The organism is Nocardia sp. NPDC005978 (assembly GCF_040614455.1).
Lineage (GTDB): Bacteria > Actinomycetota > Actinomycetes > Mycobacteriales > Mycobacteriaceae > Nocardia.
Map to the genome: position 1 here is coordinate 1 of NZ_JBEXUS010000141.1, position 19,003 is coordinate 19,003.

The following is a 19,003-nucleotide window of genomic DNA, read 5'->3' on the forward strand; positions in this document are numbered from 1 at the left end:
CGGCCCGCGCCCGCCCCCCCCCGGGGCCGCGCGCTTCCGCGTAGTGCCCGCGGTGCGATGCGCCGAGCGTGGTCACGGGATACCTAGATTGAAATATGCGCATTCAAGAATGTTGCGCGGGCATGGCTGCCTACCGCCGCTTCGAATGATCAAGCGGTATGAACAAATTCGCCGCTACGCCCGGGGGCCTCGAGTCGGCCCCGCCGGTGTATGCACGGCGCTCCCCGTTCGGGCGAGGGCATCCGGGTCCAGGCCGTCGAGGTCTTTGGCGGCGTGGATGAGTGAGTCCGGCACGCTGCGGCCGAGGCCGGTAGTGGTATCGCCGATCCGGCGACGTCGTCACTCTCGGCCGGACGGGTGTGGGTTGCCTTACGAGCGGTCGGCGAACCCGGGTTGCCCTGCGCCCCGGCAGCGGGGCTGCCGGGGCGGGTGTCAGCGAACGTTCACTCGTCCTGGCAGGCGGCGGAATTCAGGTTCGCGGCCCGCACCACGCGGCACGCGAACTGGTGGTCGACCTTCCACTGGTTGTCCTCGGCGACGAATTCGACGGTTGCATTGTCGACGGGTGCTCCGCCGATGGTGACCTTGGCGTCGGCCTTGATCTTGCCGTCGACTGGCTCGGGCACGCTGATGACCTCGACCTTGACGTCGTTCTTCTTGGCGGCGTCGACGAGCTTGGCGACCAGTTCGGGATCCTGGCCGGCGTCCTCGATCCAGGAGACCTTGGTCTTGGCGTCGATGGTCGGGTCGAACGCCTTGGTGATCTTGTCGTTCAGCTCGGCCACGGTGGGCTTGGCCAGGTTCGGGATCTCCGGGGTGGACGGCGCGGCGCCGGTCTCCTGAGCATCTCCGGCACTGCCCTCGAACTTGCCGCCGGCCGCGGAGGTGGTGGTGCTCGGGCCGTCGGAGGTGCTCTCACTGGTGCTGCAGGCCACCAGGCCGAAGGCCGAGGCGGCCAGCGCCACGGCGGCGGTGGCGCGGAAAATGGTGTGCTTCAACGAATTTCTCCCCTGATGTAATTCGGAATTAGAGCGAGTAGCCGCTGGTGCAGTTCCAGTGGATGACCGAGGCGCCGGCGCCGTTGCGGTTCAGCGCCTGCGTGCGGGCGGCGGCCCGCGAGGAGTTCGCGCCGTAGGTGTACATCCGGGTGCGCGAGGAATACGCCACCGCGCCACAGCCGTTGGAGAACCACGCGACCACGCGGCAGTCGTTGTAGCTGCACTCGCTCATCGCGCCGTCCTGCGCGGCATTCGTGTTGCCGTAGTCGGCGGAGTAGCCGATGCGCCCGGTCGAGGGCGAGAGCGCGATGGCGCCGTAGTTCTGTGCGTATTGCGCGGTGGCGGGAGCCGTCGTACCGGCGAGCAGCGAGCCGATGGTCGCAACCATCACGGCCGCGCCGCTGACGATCTTCTTCAAGATGTTGCCCTTCGTAAGCTACGGTCCATGACCCTGATGGACCGAGTGATCAAGCTACCGACCCGAATTGGATGACGCCAACCCGGAACCGGGTGCGCGGCGGCGGTTTATGGGTAGCCGTTCATTTGCCGCTGATGGATCCGATGCCATTCATGATCGGCGGCCGGGCTTATGGCGAACCGGGTGATTCGCTTAAGAAGGCTGCGGGGTGATGCCTCCCGGCTACCGCACGATGCGAGGGATGGTTTGTCCGGTTAGGGTTCGGGTATGAGCATGGCCCAGCGGGAACGTCGAGCAATGGTGCAGACGATGGCCGAAGTTGGCCCGGATGCCCCCACCCTGTGCGGGGAATGGACGGTGCGTGATCTGGCCGCCCATCTGATCGTGCGCGAGCGCCGCCCGGACGCCGCGCCCGGCATCCTGCTGAAGCCCTTCGCTCCGCATCTGGAGAGCGTGCAGCGCAAGGTCGCGCAGCGGCCCTTCCCGCAATTGCTCGAGCAGGTGCGCACCGGCCCGCCGCTGCTGCTGCGCCCCTTCGACTCCCTGATGAATCTCACCGAGATGTACGTGCACCACGAGGACGTGCGCCGGGCGAGCCCGGACTGGGTCCCGCGTGAGCTGTCCGCCGCGGACGAGACCGCGCTGTGGAACGTGCTGACCAAGCTGTCGCGCATGGCGTATCGCAAGTCCCCGGTCACCATCGCCTTGACGACCCCGGAGGGTGCGCGCGTGGTGGCGCACAAGGCGGGGGAGCGCACGGTGGTCCTGGCGGGCAAGCCGTCGGAGTTGCTGTTCCACGCGTTCGGCCGCAACGCGGTGCGCCTGGAGGCCACCGGTGATCCCGCGGACGTGGAAGCGGTGTACGCGCTGGACCGCAGCGTCTGATCCGTTCGCTGCCCGGGCGTGTTTTCCCACCGGTTCGGCCGCACCTGTGTTCCACTCGATAGCGGCCGCGACCACCTGATCACCGGTGGACGAGGTGAGCGCCACATGGCCTGATATGCGTGGGTCGTGTGTTGCGGATGGTTTGTATGGTGCGGTTGCGGCTAGCCTGGACGCATGGCAGGGAAGGCCCGCGGTACCGCAAACCCACGTTCGCGAGCGGGATCGGCGCGGGGCCAGACGCCTGCGCGGTCCAAGGCCCGCGCTCCTCGTACGCCCGCGCGCGGTGCGCAACCGGCGGCCGGGCGAGCCCCGCGCCCGGCACGCCGCCCGGCTCCGGCGCGGCGTCCCGCGGTTCGAAGGTCCTCCGACACCGCGCCGCTGGCGGTGGTGCGCCGGGGAGTCACCACCGGCTGGAACATGCTCGCGCGCGGACTCGGCGCGGCCACCCGGGCGGTCAGCAAGGCCGGCGACATCGAGCACGGGCACCGGCGGGACGGGATCGCGCTGGGCCTGTTCGCCGTCGCGTTCGTGGTGGTGGCCGCGGTCTGGTTGTCCGCGGGCGGCCCGATCGGGAACTGGGTCGAGGCGGTGACCCGCTGGGTCGTCGGATCCGTCGCGGCCGCACTGCCTTTCGTTCTGGTCGGCATCGCGGTGATTCTCATGCGCACCGAGGCGAATCCGGAGATCCGCCCGCGCCTGGTGCTGGGCAGTCTGCTGACCGGGCTGCCGGTCCTGGGCCTGTGGCATCTGGCCGCGGGCGCGCCGACGGACTATCACGGTCGTGCGCATGCGGCCGGGTTCGCCGGTTTCGTCATGGGCGGTCCGCTGCGCGACGGCCTCAGCGCTTTCCTGGCGGTGCCCCTGCTGCTGCTGGCCGCGGGTTTCGGGCTGCTGCTGCTCACCGGCACGACCGTGCGAGAGGTTCCGGACGCGCTGCGCGAGATCTTCGGGACGGGCAGCGGCGGTGACGAATACGAGCGTTACTCCGACGAGCCCGGGCTCTACGATCCGGCCAACTACGACGCGGACGGCTTCCCGCTGCACCAGGGCACGCGCCGCCGGCGCGGGCGCAACCCCTCGGACAATTACCCGCCGGACGAGTTCAGCGGCTCGGATTCGGTCACCGAGATCATCGGCGAACCGCCGCTGCAGGCCGCCAAGAACGCAGTGGCCCCCGTGCCCGCGGCCGCCGAGGAGAAGCCGAAGGCCAAGGCGCGCAAGGCCCCGCCCAAGGTCGTCGATCAGACCCCGCCCCCGCCGCAGCAGCTCGAGTTCGTCACCGACCGCGAGGTGGACGGCGACTACCAGCTGCCGCCGCTGTCCCTGCTGACCGATGGCGAGCCGCCCAAACAGCGCAGTGCGGCCAATGAATCGATGATCGAGGCGATCACCGAGGTCCTGGTCCAGTTCAAGATCGACGCCGCGGTCACCGGTTTCGTGCGCGGCCCGACGGTCACCCGCTACGAGGTCGAGCTCGGCCCGGGCGTGAAGGTCGAGAAGATCACCGCGCTGGCGCGCAACATCGCCTACGCGGTCGCTACCGAGAACGTGCGCCTGCTCGCGCCCATCCCCGGCAAGTCCGCGGTGGGCATCGAGGTGCCGAACTCCGATCGCGAACTGGTGCGCCTGGCCGACGTTCTGAAGGCGTCCTCCACGCGCGGGGATCATCATCCGCTGGTGATCGGGCTGGGCAAGAACATCGAGGGCGAGTTCGTGGCGGCCAATCTCGCGAAGATGCCGCATCTGCTGGTCGCGGGTTCGACCGGTTCGGGCAAGTCCAGCTTCGTCAATTCCATGCTGGTCTCGCTGCTGCACCGGGCCACGCCCGACGAGGTGCGCATGATCCTGATCGACCCGAAAATGGTGGAACTGACCCCGTACGAGGGCATTCCGCATCTCATCACCCCCATCATCACCCAGCCCAAGAAGGCCGCGGCGGCCCTGGCCTGGCTGGTGGAGGAGATGGAACAGCGCTATATGGATATGCAGGCCAACAAGGTTCGCCATATCGACGACTTCAACCGCAAGGTCAAGTCCGGGCAGATCACCGCGCCGCTGGGCAGCGAGCGCGTGTACCGCCCCTACCCGTACATCCTGGCGATCGTCGACGAGCTCGCCGACCTGATGATGACCGCGCCGCGCGATGTGGAGGACGCGATCGTCCGCATCACCCAGAAGGCCCGTGCCGCGGGCATTCACCTGGTGCTGGCGACCCAGCGTCCGTCGGTGGACGTGGTCACCGGCCTGATCAAGACGAATGTGCCCTCGCGGCTGGCGTTCGCGACCTCCTCGCTCACCGACTCGCGGGTCATCCTCGATCAGCCCGGCGCGGAGAAGCTCATCGGCATGGGCGACGGCCTGTTCCTGCCTATGGGTGCGAGCAAGCCGACTCGCCTGCAGGGCGCCTTCATCTCCGACGAGGAGATCACGGCCGTCGTCGATTTCGCCAAGACGCAGGCCGAACCCGAGTACCAGGACGGCGTCACCGCCGCCAAGGCCGGGGAGAAGAAGGATGTGGACGCCGATATCGGCGACGATCTCGAATTGCTGGTCCAGGCCATCGAATTGGTCGTGACCTCCCAGTTCGGCTCGACCTCGATGCTCCAGCGCAAACTGCGCGTCGGGTTCGCCAAGGCCGGCCGCCTCATGGACCTGATGGAGACCCGCAACGTGGTAGGCCCGAGCGAGGGCTCCAAGGCCCGCGATGTGCTGGTCAAGCCCGACGAGCTCGACGGTCTGCTGTGGAGCATTCGCGGCGGAGGCGACGATGGGGGACCGGATTCCGGGGACGACGCCGACGACTGACCGGTGGCGCGGCGGCGCGTGTCGCCTGGCCTAGGGCTCGTACCGCATCGCCCATGTCCGGGGGCGACCGCCGGGTGGGTCGAGGACCCCGGTGGTCTCGAAGCCGAACTTCTCGTAGAACGCGACGTTGTCGCCGTTGCTCGTTTCCAGATGGGCGGGCAGCCGGTCGGCGTGGCAGCGTTCCAGGCCCCATTCCAGCAGTTCCCTGCCGTAGTGGAGCCCGCGCATGTCCGCGCGGGTGCCCAGGGAGGTGAGGTGCCAATGGTGTTCGGGCGCGTGCAGGGCCGCGACCGCGTGCGCCTGTTCGGTGGCCATGCGCGCGCGTCGCCCGAACATCCGCCATCCCTGTACGCGCTGTTCGAACGACGGCCCGACCCGCCACGGGTACTGCGTGCTCTGCCACAGCGCGGCGCCGGTCATCACCCCGGCCGTGTCGGTCGCGATGTCGATTCCGTCGTTGCGGCGGTAGGCGTCCCACGCCGAGGACGCGATCAGCCGTTCCACCTGTGCCTGGCGCCGGCTCGGGGCGGGGAACCACCATCGGCTCAGCGGGTCGTCTTCGAGCGCTCGGGCCAGCAGCCGGGCGACGATCGGAATGTCCCCGGGTGTTCCCGGCCGCACGATCCGGTGGGAGGGCTGTCTTTCTGCGCGCACTTACGGATGTTAACGACATTTCGGGCCGTTTCACCAGCAATTTCGCGCGGGCGGGGCGGTTGCCGCGGGAGCGGATGTGCCGCCGCGGCAAGGAGTCGGCGGCCGCCGCCCGAAGGCCGCAGCCGCCACTGGGGTGCTCGGGTCGCCGTTAACCCAGGCTCTTGATGAACGCGGCCAGTTGCTGCCCGCTGTGGTCGGGTTGGCCGTCGTTCTGCACGGCCGCCGCGCCGATGGTGTCGACGTGGTTGTAGCCGGGCAGGGTCACCACCTGAGCCAGAGCCGGGGCGGGGAACAGCGTTCCCACGGCGGGCGGGACGGGGCTGTCACCGGCGAAGGCGACGAAGTTCGGCTTGGTGCGCGAGAGCGCCCGCCCGGTCAGGGCCGCCATCTCGCCGGTGCGCGAGCCGCCGAATCCGGCGCCGATGTCGATCACCAGGCGCAGCGGGAAATAGGTCTCCCAGTAGGCGCCGGGCGATCCGGTGCCGAGCTGGCGGGAGACCTCGACGATGTCGGCGACCTCGTGATTCGGTGCGGTGTAGGGGATTCCGCGCACATCGTTGTAGTTGCGCCAGGTGTAGAGCGCGGCGCGGTCGGTGGGGAACACACGCTGCTGCGTGCCGGCGCTCATGCGCAGGAACGATCCGATCAGCGGAATCTGGGTGACCTCGCCCGGGGTCGGGAAGGACTTGAGCTCGACGGGTCCGCCGTCCAGAGCTCCCAAACCCTGCTGGGTCAGCACGAAGTTGGCCGAGTTGTTGTCGATCAGCATGCCCAGCAGCGCGGTGTTGGTGAACCGGAACTCGCGGATGGCGGCCGATCCGTCCGCGCCGTTGGCGGCGAAGCCCGCCCAGGTCGGGGAGGTCAGGAAGTTCAGGGTCAGTTCGATTTCGGGATCGCGCGGCAGGTGCGCGAGCAGTTGGCTCTCCCCGTCCGGGTCCAGGTGCGCGGCCAGCCCGGCCAGGCGGTACAGCAGGAAGGTCCGCGCGCCCAGCACCGGAATGGATCCGAAGGTGCGCGGTAGCATCCCGGCCTTGAAACCGGTCTGCAGCACCCCGTCCAAGGGGGTGATCAGCGCGTCGGTGAGGTCGCGCAGAATCGGGGTGTTCTGCAGCGCGACGGGATCGGAGGAGACCATCGAATCCTGCGCGGCGAACGCGGCGCACTGGTCGGCTCCGTGCCCGGCGGCCCCGAAGTTCCAGTCGGCGAAGAACCCGGTCACCAGCCCGCCGAGCGAGATGCCGGTGCACACGAACTTCCGCTGCCGCTCTTCGCGTGTCGGCAGTTCGTGCCGCATGACCTCGAATTGATCCCACAGCACGCGCTCCATTCCCATGGAATCGAGCACCGCGAGTTGATCATTGGTTTTGAACCCGGGGAATCGCCGCCCCTCGAGTTCCTTGCCGTTGAAATAGAAGTCGACCGCGTCGAGGTAGTTTCCACTGCGCAGCGCGGCATCGAATCCGAAGGTCTCGTCCAGGCATGTACTGCGCCGTGCGAGCGCCCAGAACTCGATGTGCTGCCCCATCGATCGCGCCGACCGCACCGTATTGGCCGCCACCCCATCGGAATTGACCGCCCCGCCGCCGAGTCCCTGCTCCTGGATCACGATCCGGTCGGCTCCCGCGGAGTCCGCGGCCCCCTCGGCGGTCCGGTACCGCAGGTATCCGACCCGGTCACACTCGGCCGGATGCGCCGGCGCGCCCGCCGGCAGCGGCAGCAGGTAACTCACGGCCGAGACCACGATCCCGTCCCGCTCCGACAGCACCCGTTCCTGCCGGTCCACCGCCGCGCTCGCGGCCTCGGGCTCCGCCCCGGCCGTCCCGGGCGCGATCGACAGTCCCGCACACACGCCCAGCGCCACCGCGAGCGCGAAGTTGCTGCGGCGCGCCGAATTCCGCCCCCTGTGAACACGGGTACGCCATTGCACCCGAGTGCTTCTCGTCATAACTTGGGATGTTTTCACTATCCGAAATCACTGTCACTCGGCAGTTGAACGGAATTGTCGCCGCGCCTTTGTGCACTGTGATCGCGAAGGAATGGCCGATCGTGCCCGGCGCGGCGGGCCTTGGTACGGTCGGGGCCGGTTCGCCGGGGACGAGTGGGGGTTGACGGGCAATGGACGAACGGATTGTGCGGGGCGATGCGGGTACCGCGAACGCGGTCCCTGCCGGACGGGCCGAACCGGTGGTGTCAATGTCCAAAGCGCCTGCGGCGCAGTACTATCCGGCCCCTGTGCCCGGACCGGCGAACTTCCCGGCGCCGGCGCCCGGCCGGCCGGGGTCGAACCGGCCCCGGATATTCGCCGCGGTCGGTGCCGCCGTGGTGGTTCTGCTCGTTCTCGTCGGCGTCGTGACCCTCGCCGGAAAGGAATCCGGCGGCCCCGAAAGTCCTTCCTACGCGGCGATTTCGGTCGGCAGATCGACGGAGTTCGCGGATCCCGCGGTGGATTCCGGCACCGGATCGATCTACGTGTCCAATCAGGACAAGACCGTGTCGGTCATCGACGGCAGGACGAACCGGGTGACGGCCACCATCGCGCTCGCCGAGAGCGTGACCCAGCTTGCCGTCGACCCCGCACTGAGCCGCCTGTACGCCGTGTACCCCGGCGATCAGCGCGACAATCGGCCGGGCGGCGTCATCATCGTGGACACCGCGACGAACACGCCCGTCGCGACGGTGCAGACCGGCAAACAAGCGGAGTCGATCGCCGTCGATCCCGTCACCCATCTGGTGTACGTCACCAATCTTCAGAGCTTCGAGTCGGTGTATCAGGCGCCCGCCGACATGGCCAACCGCCACTCCGCCCTCACGGTGATCGACCCGCGAACCGCGTCGGTTCTGGAGTCGATCCCCGTCGGTAGCGCGGCCTTTCACACCGAAATCGACGAGACCGCGCGCACGGCCTACGTCATCACCAAGTACCAGAATCCCGATCGGATGAATCCGGTGACGGGCATTCTGGTCGTGGATCTGGACTCCCGCCGGACGATCGATTTCATCGCGCTGCCCGCCGCCGGCAACGGCAACGATCTCGTGCTGGATCCCGTCTCGCGCACCGCGTACGCGAAGTACGACGACCTGGTCTATGCCGTGGACCTGGCCCGCCGGACGGTGCTCGCCACCATCGACACCGACGGCCACGGCCTGCTGACCGCCGACCGCGCCACCCACACCGCGTACGTGACCCAGGCGGAATACCTCGACGGCGAGATCCTCGTCATCGACACCCTGAACGGGCAGTCGAAAGGTTCGATCCCCGCGGGCGATTCACCGTTGTTCGGATTCGCGGCGGATCCGGTGACTCACACCCTGTACCTGCGCACCGCGGGTGAGCTGGTGGTCGTCCCGCGCTGAGCGGCGTACCGCATCATCGTTTGGGCAGTGGGGAATTGATCGTCGTGAAGTACTGGGCGGCGGCCAGCAGTGTCACGGGAGCGGTCACGAGCAGGGTGCCCGCGAGGGTGCCCAGCGGGCCGAGCGCCACGATGCCGCCGAGGCAGCCGACCGCCGCGGCGGGGATGAAGCCGCCGAACAGGCCGATGATCGCCGCCGAAGCGATGGTGGCCCCGGCTATTCCGCCCAGTACGCAGCCCACGGCCGCGCCGCCGATGCCGCCGACGGCGGTGCCGATGGCCGCGCCCAGTTGCAGGGTCGAGGTGAGCCGGGCCCAGGCGGCCTGTTCGCGTTCGTACTGGGTCTTCCAGGGGGCCTCGTTCTCGAAGGGCAGGGCGACGGGCCGGTAGGCGGCGTGCGCGAGATCCAGTCGCGGAGTGAGGGTGGCGTCGCGGCCGGTGATGGCGGCATCGATGGGGAAGACGAAATCGTCCACGCGGAAGGACATCTCGGCTCGGGCGAGGGTGTCCCCGCGCGGGGACTCGATGCTGAACACCCCGTTCTCGACCCGCAGTGCGCCGGCGTCGATGGTGATCGCCGTGGCCGTCTCGCCCGGTGTCACCGTGAACCGCACGTCGGCGGGGGACGCGTCGTCGGCGTGTGCGACGGCGGTGGCGAGGTTCGCGGCCGCGAGCAGCGAACAGGCCAGGATCAGGGGTTTCTTCATGGATTTCCTTAGTGCCGGAGCTGAGAATCCGTCACGTGCCGAGTGGCTCGCTGTGACGTGGGCAACACGATAACCATAGAATCAACGATATGTCCATATTTCTCGACACTGTGTTGACTATTGCTCGCCGGGCATGAACCATGGCCTGCGTGAGCGATGTCCAACCCTTGAAATCCCTGAACCGGCGCACCCTGCTGGCCGGCTCGCTGGCGGCGCTGGGCGCACTGGCGCTGCCCCGAGGAGCCGCCGCCGCGCCGCCCGGCCCCGACCTGCTCGACGCCGAGACGATGTGGCGCTGGGTGGAGCGCATGGCCGCGTGCGGACCGCGATTCACCGGCAGCCCCGCGCACCGGCGCTGGATCGACTCTCTCGCAGCGGAATTGGCGTCGTTCGGCCTCGAGGTCGAACGGTTCCCGACCCCGCTGAAATATTGGAACGCCCGCGACTGGTCACTGACGGTGACCGAGGCGACGGGGGAGACGCACCGGATTCCGGTCGCCTACTACTGGCCGTATTCGGGTACGACGCCGGCCGAGGGCATCACCGGGCTCGTGGCCGACGCCGCGGGCGGAGCCGACCTGACCGGCCGGATCGCGATGGTGGACCGGCCCGTCACCAAGCTCGTCGCGGGCGTGTTCGCCCCGGTCACCGTGACCGCGCGACCGCGCACGCTGCTACTGGACTCCGCGTTCGAGGACATCTCCAGGCTGTGGCTCGGCGCCACGGGGGAGAAGCTCAGCGCACTGCGTGAACGGGGCGCGCTGGCGGCGATCTCGATCCTGCCGTTCGCGCCCGAGGACGCGCGCGGTCAGTACACCCCGCATCAGCAACCGCAGGACGGGCTGCCCGGGCTGCACCTCGACCGCGAGCAGGGCGCCCGGCTGCGCGCGATGCTCGCGCGGGGACCGGTCACCGCGACCCTGACCCTGACCGCCGACACCGATCCCTTCGCCACGATCGACTATCTGGTCGCGACTGTGCCCGGCAACGGCAACAAGCCGGGCGCTGTACTGCTCATGACGCACACCGACGGTCAGAACGCCATCGAGGAGAACGGCGCGGCCGCCGTCCTCGCCATGGCCGACTACTTCACGAAAATCCCTGTCGGGCACCGCGATCGGGACATCTGCGTCGTCTTCTCGCCGACCCACATGACGTCGTCGAGCAGCGGCGTGCATCCGGATCGATGGCTCGAACAGCATCCCGAGATCAGGGATCGCATCGTGGCCGCCGTTGTCCCCGAGCATCTCGGTGCGCTGCAATGGGATTCGGGCGCGGACGGCTCGTGGCAGGCGACCGGTGCGCCGGAAATGCTCGTCCTCGGCGTCGGCAACAACGAGCAGCTCACCGGAACCGTCGCGGCCGCACTGGATTCCAGCGATCTGGACCGCACCATCGTCGCGCGCCCGTATACGAACAACCTCTACGGTGAGGCGACAGGTCCCTTCCGCCTGGGTATTCCGACGGTGACCGCGATCGCCGGTCCGAACTACCTGATTCGGGTGAGTCCCGGCGGCGAGCTCGACAGGCTCGATCCCGTGCTGGCCCACCGCCAGACCCGATTCCTCACCGGCCTCACCGAGCAACTGCTGCGCGCACCCTGGCTGCCCGGCCCTCGGTAAGCTCGCCCGTGTGTATCGGGACGAACTGGCGAACGGGACGCGGTGACCGCGCAACAGGGCCGCGCGCCCACTCGCGGCCGCCGCGGTCCCAGCAAGGGTGACCAGCGCGAGGCCGCCATCCTCGAGACGGCACGCCGCCTGCTGGCCGAACAACCCCTGTCCGCCATCACCGTCGATCAACTGGCCAAGGGCGCGGGCCTGTCCCGCTCGACGTTCTACTTCTACTTCGACTCCCGCGACACCGTCGTCTACACCCTGGTCGCGGATAGCCTCGCCGAGCTCGGTGAGCTCATGAACGACCTGACCCCGCCCCTGCCCGAGGCCTTCCACCGCGCGATAGCCCGCTACCTCGACCGCTGGCGTCACCACGGTCCCCTCCTGCGCGCCTTCGGCTCCACCGAGCGCGACGAGCGGGTCGAGACCGCCTGGGCCGAGGCGCACACGCGTATCCTTACGAGGCTCTCCGCCCTGATCGACGCCGAACGAGCCGCGGGCCGTGCCCCGTCCGGCCCGCCCGCCCCGCTCCTGGCCGATGCGCTGATGGCGATGATGTGGCGCGCCGGCTACGAACACTCCCTCGCACCCGATACCGACCCGACCGCCAAGGTCGACACCCTCACCGCGGTCTTCACCCGCACCATCTGGTGCACGCCGTAGCCGGATCGTCGAATGCGATGCCGGCCCACCGGCGGTGGCGGTTCCCGATCGCCCGGCGGCGGGGTGCTCAGCCCCGCGCCGGGGCCGGCCGCGCGCGCCGCGTCCGCAGCGCCATCGACAGGCCGGTGACCAGCAGGGCCAGCAGCGGGAACAGCGGGATGTAGGACACCCATTCGATCGGCTCGGGCAGCGACAGGGCGACCGAGGTGGCGAGCACACTCAGGGTGAAGATCACCGCCGACCAGCGGTGCACGGGCCGGACCCGCGACGCCGAGCCTGCCCCGGCGACGGCCGGGGTGCGCCGTGCGCCGGTGTACCAGCGCACGTACAGGTACGCCCCGGTGAGGAACGACAGCCCCAGCGGGAACAGCGGCAGGTAGTACAGCCAGTCCGGCCCGGACAGCGCCAGCCCGAGGAACACGATCAGGATGGTCGCCGCGAACGCGATGCCCAGCCACCGGTGCGCGCGCCGAATCCGGATGTTCGAGTCCATCGAGTCCTCCACGTTCCTGGTGCCGTTGACCCCGGCGATCTCCTCGCGCGGGTTTCCGTGCCGAACGCCTGCTACGAGCCTGTGACCAGCGATTCTCGGTTCTCTCTCGATACTGCCAGCAAGAAAACACAGATTTCGATGTCCGCGACCGGCGTGTCAGCGTCCGATTTCCGCCGATGGACGGGTGACCATGGGAAGACCACGGAACTGCACCGGCGATCGGTAGGAGATGTGATGCTCGCACTCGGGTTCTTCGGATGGATCATCATCGGCGGTCTGGCCGGCTGGATCGGCAGCAAGATGATGGGTACGGACGGTCAGCAGGGCGTGATCATGAACGTCGTGGTCGGCATCGTCGGCGGCCTCCTGGGCGGGTTCCTGCTCAACCTCCTGGGCGTCGACGTCCGCGGCGGTGGCCTGATCTTCAGCTTCCTGACCTGTCTCGGCGGCGCGGTCCTGCTCCTGTGGATCGTGAACAAGGTTCGCGCTTAACCCCTTTCGCCCTGTTCCACCGACGGCTCATCGGCCCGCCCAACGGGTCCGGTGAGCCGTTGTCGTTCTCCCCCGCCGCCCTCGCCCGGCCCGGTGAATCACGCTGCGCGCGCCATGAATTCACCCCGTGAGCTGCTCGTTCCGAGATCGTTCAGTCGTTGTTGAGTCGGTGGGACAAGTGTTGGGGCCGGCGCTCACCCCGAGTGCCGCGGCCGGACGATTCCGGCCGGTCGCGCAGACACCCGCGACGAACGACTTCGGAAGAGGCATCACCACCCATGCGTACATCGCTTCGCCGGTCCGGCCGCACCATGATCCTCATGGGCGCGCTCACCCTCACGCTGGCCGCCGCGGCCTGCTCCGCCGACAAGCCCGCCGCCCCCGAGGCCGCACCCGCCACCGTGCCCGCCGTCGACCCGGGCAAGCCCGGCGTCCTGCTGGTGCACGGCGCGTTCGCCGACGGATCCAGTTGGGGCGGCGTCGCGGAACAGTTGCAGGCCAAAGGGTTTCGGGTCACCATCGCCGCGGTGCCGTTGCGCGGGCTGACCTACGACAGCGCCTATATCCGCGGTCTGCTCGACGCCATGCCGGGTAGGACCCTGTTGGTCGGGCATTCCTACGGCGGCGCGGTCATCACCAATGCCGCGGCCGGGTCGGCCAAGGCCGCGGGGCTCGTCTACGTCGCGGCGTTCGCCCCGGACAAGGGCGAATCCCTCGGCGAACTCGACGGCCGCTTCGGCGGGCCCGCAACCGAGATCACCGTCCCGCACCCGGTGGGCGGCGACCCCGTTCCCGAGTTGCGCATCGCGGACGAGAAGTTCCCCGGGTACTTCGCCCAGGACGTCGCCCCCGTGCGGGCGGCGGTTCTCGCCGCCGGTCAGCGCCCCATCTCGGTCGCGGCGTTCACCGAGCGGACCGCCGAACCGGCCTGGCGCACCCTGCCGTCCTGGTATCTGGTCGCCACCGACGACCGCATGATCCCGCCCGCCGGCCAGCGCGAGATGGCCGGCCGCGCCAAGGCCGTCGTCACCGAGCACGCGGGCAGCCACGCGATCGCGGTCTCGCACCCCGACGCGGTCGTCCGCGTCATCGACCAGGCCGCGGCGGCGGTGGCGGCCCGCTGATCCGCGCTCGGCTGTCCCGGATCCTGCACGGCAGTTCGCTGTGAGCGTCCGTACTAGGTGATCGGGTCGGCGGGATTCGCGGCCGTCGCGGCGATGGCCGCCGTCATCGTGTCGATGTCGGTGAGTTCGCGGGCACCGATGCGGGCGGCGAGTTCCCGAGCCTGCCCGAGCAGGTGTGCGGGGCGGGTGGGATTGCCCGTCGCGTGGAGAGCGCGGGCGAGGTCGATCAGGGCGGGGATCAGTTCGACGGGGCTGTTCTGGGTGCGCAGGATGGTCACGGCCTCGTCGAGCATGTCCGCCGCCGGGCCGTCCGGGGCTGCCGAAGCTCTTGCGCGCAAAGCTCTTCCGATGGTCGCGGGAGTGTTCCAGCGTTCGGCCAGGGCCAGTTCCTCGTCCGCGAGTTCGCGTGCCCGGTCGAGTTCGCCGAGCCGGGCGAACTCCATGGCCGACGCACTGCGCCAGGGGATGTGGGCCGGGTTGGTGATGCCCACGACTCCGGCCCGTCGCCCGCATTCGAGGAAATAGCCGATCGCCGCGCGGGATTCGCCGCGCGCGGCGCACAGCAGGCCGCGAATGTGCAGGACCACCGTCCACTCCCAGGTCTCCGGGCTCGCGCCGGCGGTGCGCCGGTCCAGCCAGTGCCCGGCCTCGCGCAGCCGCCCGAGGCCGATCAGCGCGTGCGCGTACTGCGCGACCACCGCGGCGGGCGGAGCGATCAACTCGTCGTCGATATCGCCCAGCACCGGCCCCAATTCGGCCAGCACGCCGCGAAAGTCGCCCGCGCGCAGCATGATTTCGGAGCGCAGTATGACCCTATAGGTGTCGATCGCACCGAAATGCTGGTCCGCGCGCTGCTCGGTGAGCGTCAGCGCGGTGTCCAGCTCACCGGCCCACATGTGCAGGTGCGCAAGCAATCCGAGCAGCCGGCTCGGCAGCGTGCCGTCGGCGTGCCCGGGGGCGAGCGCGCGCACCGCGGTCCGCGCGTCGATCCGGACGCCGAAGGCATCGGACCAGGTCATGATGGACGCGGAGATGAGATCGGGTGCGGCGCGATCCCGCTGCGCCGCGACCAGTTCGCGCCACGTCTGAGCGGAGAGCCCGGCGATCATCCACATCGAGGCGCGAATCGCCGCCGCGCCGTGCGGATCCCGGTCCTCGGTCTCCGCGACCACGGCGTCGAGCATGCGCATGGCGGCGCTCGCCTCGCCGCGAATCGCCATCGTCCAGGCCAGCGGCACGGCCGCGGTCGTCGCCGTCGCATGCGCGCGCTGCCCGAGCAGCGCCTCGGTCAAATGCGCCCGCGCCGCAGCGGGATTGGTCCACAGCTGCACCTGCCCGAGCCGCACCAGCAGCTCGTCCCGCTGTTCCGGTGTGCAGATCCGCAGCGCCAGTTCCAGCCAGCGCACCGCCTCCACGATGACGCACTCGCGCAGGCACTCCTCGGCCGCGTCCACCAGCACCACGGTCCAGCGGCTGAACTCCGGCCCGCACAGATCGCGCAGGTAGCGCGCCACCCGCCGCGCCGAATAGCCCCGGCCGCGTTCGTGTTCCGCGGCCGCGGTCCGGAATCGGGCCGATTCACCGAGGCTGCCGAGCCAGTGCACGGTCGTGGCGATCAAGCGGTGCCGGAACCGCGGCGGCTCGGCGGCCGCGAGAATCCCGGCGTCGGTGAGCAATTCGCAGCGGTGCCGGACCTCGCTCGGTGGCTGATCGCACGCGGCGGCCAGCGCCGTCACCCCGGGCTCGAACTCGTCCAGGGCGGCCAGCGCCCGCGTCATCGCCGACCCGCGCGCGGAGAACCCGCGCAGCAGGCGCTGCGTCGCCCGCGAATAGCGCCCGTCCAGCAGCTGTTCCGGCACCCGCCCGCGATCACCGCGCTCACCGATGTCCGCGATCAGCGCGTCGACCAGCAGGGGGATGTCCGCGCCCGCGGCCGCGATCTCCGCCGCCAGCTCGGGCGGGCACGCCACCCCGGTCCGCCGCCGATACAACTCGCCGACCGCGTCGAGCCCCAGCCGCCGCAGCCGCAGCACCGCGACCGCCACCGGCTCGAGCCGCGCGTGCAGCTCCACCGCCCCCGGATCCCAGAAACGCCCGTCCAGCGCCATCACGATCAGCGCCCGCGACCGCCGCAACGCCGGCGCCAGCGCGATGAGCACCCGCACGGACCGCTCATCCATCAGCTCGGCCCCGTCGACCAGCACCAGCACCGCCTCGCCGCTGCCCAACTCGCCCAGCGCTTCTCGCAACTGCCCCGCGATGGCGAGCTCCCCGTCCCTCCCCGCCACCGCCACCGGCGTGCCGTGGGGGAGTGCTCCACCCGGGTTCCGGCCACCGGCCGCCGTCGCCGCGGCGCGTACGAGAACCGCCGTCAGTTCGCCGGCCAGGTCCTCGTTCCCCGCAGTCAGCTCGATACTCGACGCGCGAGGGCTCCGCAGCGAAAGTTCCCGCAGCAGTGCGGTCTTGCCGTATCCAGGCCGACCGGCAATGATGACCAGCCCGCCGGCTCCCGCTGCCGCCCGGCGTTGCAGAGCGGAGAGCTCGGCAAGCTCCCGATCCCGGTCGACCAACGCTGACACCTGTGTATTGGGCGTCGGCACAGCACCATTGGCGATCAGGCCCATCCCCGATGAACCAATAGCCGGTGCCACGACCGCCGCCGAGGAATTGTCCGCAGGCACGACCACTGCGGGCGCTGCGGCTGCCGGTTCAATCGATACGGGTCCGACCGCTGCCGATCCGACCGCTGCCTGTGTGGCCGTTGCAGAGTTGGCTGTTGCCGGTGTGGATGTACTCGCGTTGACGGTTGCAGAGGTGACTTTTGCCGGTGTGGCCGCTGCTGAACTGACCACCGCCGGTGTGGCTGTCGTCGAATCGAGCGCAGCAGGTGGTGCCGCCGCCGATCCGACCACTGCGGCTGCCGGGTCAATCGGTGCGGGTCCGACTGCGGCCACCGATCCAACCGCCGCCAGTGGGCCCGCCGTCAGTGGTGCCGTTGCCGATCCGACCGCACTCGAGTTGGCCGCCGCCGATCCGACCACCGCTGGCGGGCCCGGCGGCGGTGTGGCTGTCGCCGAATCGGGCGTTGCAGGTGTGGCGGCTGCCGAACCGAGCCCTGCCGGATTGTCCGCCCTTGAGTTGACCTCTGCGGGAATGGCTGCCGTCGAGCTGGCCGCTGCCGAACCGACCGCAGCCTGTGTGGCTGTACTCGAGCTGGCCATTGCCGAGTTGGCCGCCGCCGGTGTGGCTGTCGCCGAATCGAGCGCTGCAGGTGGTGCCGTTGCCGATCCGACCGCTGCCTTTGTGGCCGTTGCCGAGTTGTCCGGCGCTGGTGTGGCCGTTGCCGATCCGGCCGCACCCGAGTCGGCCGTCGTCGATCCGGCCACCGCTGGTTGGGCCGTCGCCAGTGTGGCTGTCGCCGAGCCGGGCGTTGCAGGCGTGGCCGCTGCCGAATCGAGCGCTGCGGGTGTGGCGGCCGCAGCACCGAGCGGCGCCGGAATGTCCGCCGTCGAGTTGGCCGCTGCATGGGCCGTTGCCGAGTTGGCTGTTGCCGGTGTGGCTGTACTCGAGGTGGTCGTTGCCGGTGTGGCTGTACTCGAGTTGACGGTTGCAGAGGTGACCTTTGCCGGTGTGGCCGCTGCCGATCCGGCCGCCGCCGGTGCGACCGGCGGCGTCGGGGGCACGGCCTCCCAGCCGGCGAGAATCCGATCCTGCAGCGCGCGCAGCTCCGCGCCGGGTTCCACGCCCAGCTCATCGACCAGCAGCCGCCGCGTATCGCGATACACCGCCAGGGCCTCCGAGCGCCGGCCGCGATCGGCGAGCGCCCGCATCAGCACCGCCCGCGGGCGTTCCCGCAGCGGGTGCTCGTTCGTCAGCTCCCGCAGCGTGTCGATCGCCTGATCGGCCCGCCCCCGCGCCACCGCGAGTTCGAGGCTGTCCTCCAGGATCGCGAGCCGCCGTTCGGTCAGCGCCGCGCGCTGCTGCTCGGCCCACGGACCCGGAATGCCCGCGAGCGGTTCGCCCGAGCACAGCGCGAGCGCCTCGGCGTACCGGCGGGCGGCGAGCTCGCCGTCGTCAGCGCGGCGCGCCCGGTCCGCTTCGGCCACCAGCCGCTCCAGCACCCCGAGGTCGACCTGATCGTCATCGATCCGCAGCTGGTACCCGCCGTGGCCGGACAGCAGCACCGCCGCCGGGGTGCGCGGCGCCCGCGTCGGTTCGAGCACCCGCCGCAACGCCGAGATGTGGGTTTGGATCACCGCGGTCCCGCTGGCGGGCGGCTCGTCCTCGTACAGCGCGTTGAGCAGTGCCGCGGCCGAAACCCATTGCCGCCGCCGCATCGCCAGCACCGCGAGGATCCCGCGCCGCTGCGGCGGGCCCAGCGGCCGCACCTCACCGTCGATGCGCGCCTCGACCCCGTCGAGCAGGATCAGCTGTAGCGCGCTCGCCCGCCCCATGCACCTCTCCACGCCCGTAGCCGAATTCACCGGCGCGAACCCGGGGGCTCGCGCCGCGCCCGCGTCGTATCCGATGGCGGCGGGCGGCCGATCAGTCGCTTCCGGCCTGCCTCGCGCCCGGAAAATGACATGTCACCGACGCGGAGACTCTACTGAGTCCGGAGCCCTTCGCCCCCGCGGGCCCTCGCCCGTGCACCCCGCCACGGGGCCGCCGCACCCGGCATGTCACGGCCGAACACCCATGTGATTGAGGCCGAACCGTGCGGCGCCCGCGCGCTGCGCGACCCGGCAGTCCCGGATCCCGCCGAATCGACGCCGCCACCGCCGTTCCCGTCCCCAGG

Annotated in this window: 14 protein-coding genes and 1 pseudogene; 7 read left to right on the top strand and 8 right to left on the bottom strand. The window is 70.0% G+C overall.

Annotation, left to right across the window (positions count from 1 at the left end; translation table 11 throughout):
* Positions 1-443 precede the first annotated feature (443 nt).
* Both ABZ319_RS36220 and ABZ319_RS36225 read right to left on the bottom strand, forming a co-directional pair.
* Positions 444-998: a hypothetical protein gene (locus ABZ319_RS36220; protein ID WP_354991088.1), complete on the bottom strand. Its 555-nt coding sequence runs from the start codon at positions 996-998 to the stop codon at positions 444-446.
* Positions 999-1,026: 28 nt separating this feature from the next.
* On the bottom strand, positions 1,027-1,416 hold the full coding sequence (locus ABZ319_RS36225) for a DUF4189 domain-containing protein (protein WP_354991089.1): 390 nt from the start codon (positions 1,414-1,416) through the stop codon (positions 1,027-1,029).
* A 267-nt stretch (positions 1,417-1,683) separates the two neighbouring features.
* Between ABZ319_RS36225 and ABZ319_RS36230 the strand changes: the two genes are divergently transcribed.
* A complete protein-coding gene (locus ABZ319_RS36230) occupies positions 1,684-2,301 on the top strand; it encodes a TIGR03085 family metal-binding protein (RefSeq protein WP_354991090.1) in 618 nt (205 codons plus the stop codon).
* Positions 2,302-2,475: 174 nt separating this feature from the next.
* The gene (locus tag ABZ319_RS36235) at positions 2,476-5,106 is read left to right on the top strand and encodes a DNA translocase FtsK (protein ID WP_354991091.1); all 2,631 of its coding nucleotides are present in this window, start codon (positions 2,476-2,478) and stop codon (positions 5,104-5,106) included.
* Positions 5,107-5,136: 30 nt separating this feature from the next.
* On the opposite strand, the gene ABZ319_RS36240 is transcribed toward ABZ319_RS36235, so the two are convergent.
* Positions 5,137-5,760 carry a GNAT family N-acetyltransferase gene (locus tag ABZ319_RS36240; protein ID WP_354991092.1) on the bottom strand — a complete coding sequence of 208 codons (624 nt, stop codon included), beginning with the start codon at positions 5,758-5,760 and terminating at the stop codon, positions 5,137-5,139.
* Positions 5,761-5,908: 148 nt separating this feature from the next.
* Positions 5,909-7,705 carry a hypothetical protein gene (locus tag ABZ319_RS36245; RefSeq protein WP_354991093.1) on the bottom strand — a complete coding sequence of 599 codons (1,797 nt, stop codon included), beginning with the start codon at positions 7,703-7,705 and terminating at the stop codon, positions 5,909-5,911.
* Positions 7,706-8,079: 374 nt separating this feature from the next.
* Here ABZ319_RS36245 and ABZ319_RS36250 point away from each other — a divergent pair, with 374 nt between their 5' ends.
* Positions 8,080-9,114 (top strand): YncE family protein, encoded by a 1,035-nt coding sequence (locus ABZ319_RS36250; RefSeq protein ID WP_354991094.1) that lies wholly within the window; start codon positions 8,080-8,082, stop codon positions 9,112-9,114.
* 13 nt (positions 9,115-9,127) lie between these two features.
* Here the strand turns inward: ABZ319_RS36250 and ABZ319_RS36255 are convergent, their stop codons facing one another.
* A complete protein-coding gene (locus ABZ319_RS36255; RefSeq protein WP_354991095.1) occupies positions 9,128-9,820 on the bottom strand; it encodes a hypothetical protein in 693 nt (230 codons plus the stop codon).
* 149 nt (positions 9,821-9,969) lie between these two features.
* On the opposite strand from ABZ319_RS36255, the gene ABZ319_RS36260 reads away from it, so the two are divergent.
* Positions 9,970-11,442, top strand: coding sequence for a hypothetical protein (locus ABZ319_RS36260; RefSeq protein ID WP_354991096.1), 1,473 nt, complete (start codon positions 9,970-9,972; stop codon positions 11,440-11,442).
* A 42-nt stretch (positions 11,443-11,484) separates the two neighbouring features.
* Positions 11,485-12,099 carry a TetR/AcrR family transcriptional regulator gene (locus ABZ319_RS36265; RefSeq protein WP_354991097.1) on the top strand — a complete coding sequence of 205 codons (615 nt, stop codon included), beginning with the start codon at positions 11,485-11,487 and terminating at the stop codon, positions 12,097-12,099.
* Positions 12,100-12,166: 67 nt separating this feature from the next.
* Here the strand turns inward: ABZ319_RS36265 and ABZ319_RS36270 are convergent, their stop codons facing one another.
* A complete protein-coding gene (locus ABZ319_RS36270; RefSeq protein WP_354991098.1) occupies positions 12,167-12,592 on the bottom strand; it encodes a hypothetical protein in 426 nt (141 codons plus the stop codon).
* Positions 12,593-12,826: 234 nt separating this feature from the next.
* Between ABZ319_RS36270 and ABZ319_RS36275 the strand changes: the two genes are divergently transcribed.
* Together ABZ319_RS36275 and ABZ319_RS36280 are read left to right on the top strand one after the other, a co-directional pair.
* A complete protein-coding gene (locus ABZ319_RS36275; RefSeq protein WP_354991099.1) occupies positions 12,827-13,084 on the top strand; it encodes a GlsB/YeaQ/YmgE family stress response membrane protein in 258 nt (85 codons plus the stop codon).
* Between the two features lie 278 nt (positions 13,085-13,362).
* Positions 13,363-14,208, top strand: a complete 846-nt coding sequence (locus ABZ319_RS36280) for an alpha/beta hydrolase (protein ID WP_354991100.1) — start codon at positions 13,363-13,365, stop codon at positions 14,206-14,208.
* A 53-nt stretch (positions 14,209-14,261) separates the two neighbouring features.
* Here the strand turns inward: ABZ319_RS36280 and ABZ319_RS36285 are convergent, their stop codons facing one another.
* Together ABZ319_RS36285 and ABZ319_RS36290 are read right to left on the bottom strand one after the other, a co-directional pair.
* Positions 14,262-16,787 (bottom strand): ATP-binding protein, encoded by a 2,526-nt coding sequence (locus ABZ319_RS36285; RefSeq protein ID WP_354991101.1) that lies wholly within the window; start codon positions 16,785-16,787, stop codon positions 14,262-14,264.
* Positions 16,788-17,966: 1,179 nt separating this feature from the next.
* Positions 17,967-18,662, bottom strand: a pseudogene (locus tag ABZ319_RS36290) (BTAD domain-containing putative transcriptional regulator); the annotation flags it as partial.
* Between the last annotated feature and the right edge of the window lie 341 nt (positions 18,663-19,003).

What these genes read in the sequence shown, in the direction of transcription:
- ABZ319_RS36270 (WP_354991098.1), bottom strand. Translation starts at nt 12,592, where the DNA reads ATGGACTCGAACATCCGGATTCGGCGCGCGCACCGGTGGCTGGGCATC.
- ABZ319_RS36235 (WP_354991091.1), top strand. Translation starts at nt 2,476, where the DNA reads ATGGCAGGGAAGGCCCGCGGTACCGCAAACCCACGTTCGCGAGCGGGA.
- ABZ319_RS36280 (WP_354991100.1), top strand. Translation starts at nt 13,363, where the DNA reads ATGCGTACATCGCTTCGCCGGTCCGGCCGCACCATGATCCTCATGGGC.
- ABZ319_RS36255 (WP_354991095.1), bottom strand. Translation starts at nt 9,820, where the DNA reads ATGAAGAAACCCCTGATCCTGGCCTGTTCGCTGCTCGCGGCCGCGAAC.
- ABZ319_RS36245 (WP_354991093.1), bottom strand. Translation starts at nt 7,705, where the DNA reads ATGACGAGAAGCACTCGGGTGCAATGGCGTACCCGTGTTCACAGGGGG.
- ABZ319_RS36230 (WP_354991090.1), top strand. Translation starts at nt 1,684, where the DNA reads ATGAGCATGGCCCAGCGGGAACGTCGAGCAATGGTGCAGACGATGGCC.
- ABZ319_RS36275 (WP_354991099.1), top strand. Translation starts at nt 12,827, where the DNA reads ATGCTCGCACTCGGGTTCTTCGGATGGATCATCATCGGCGGTCTGGCC.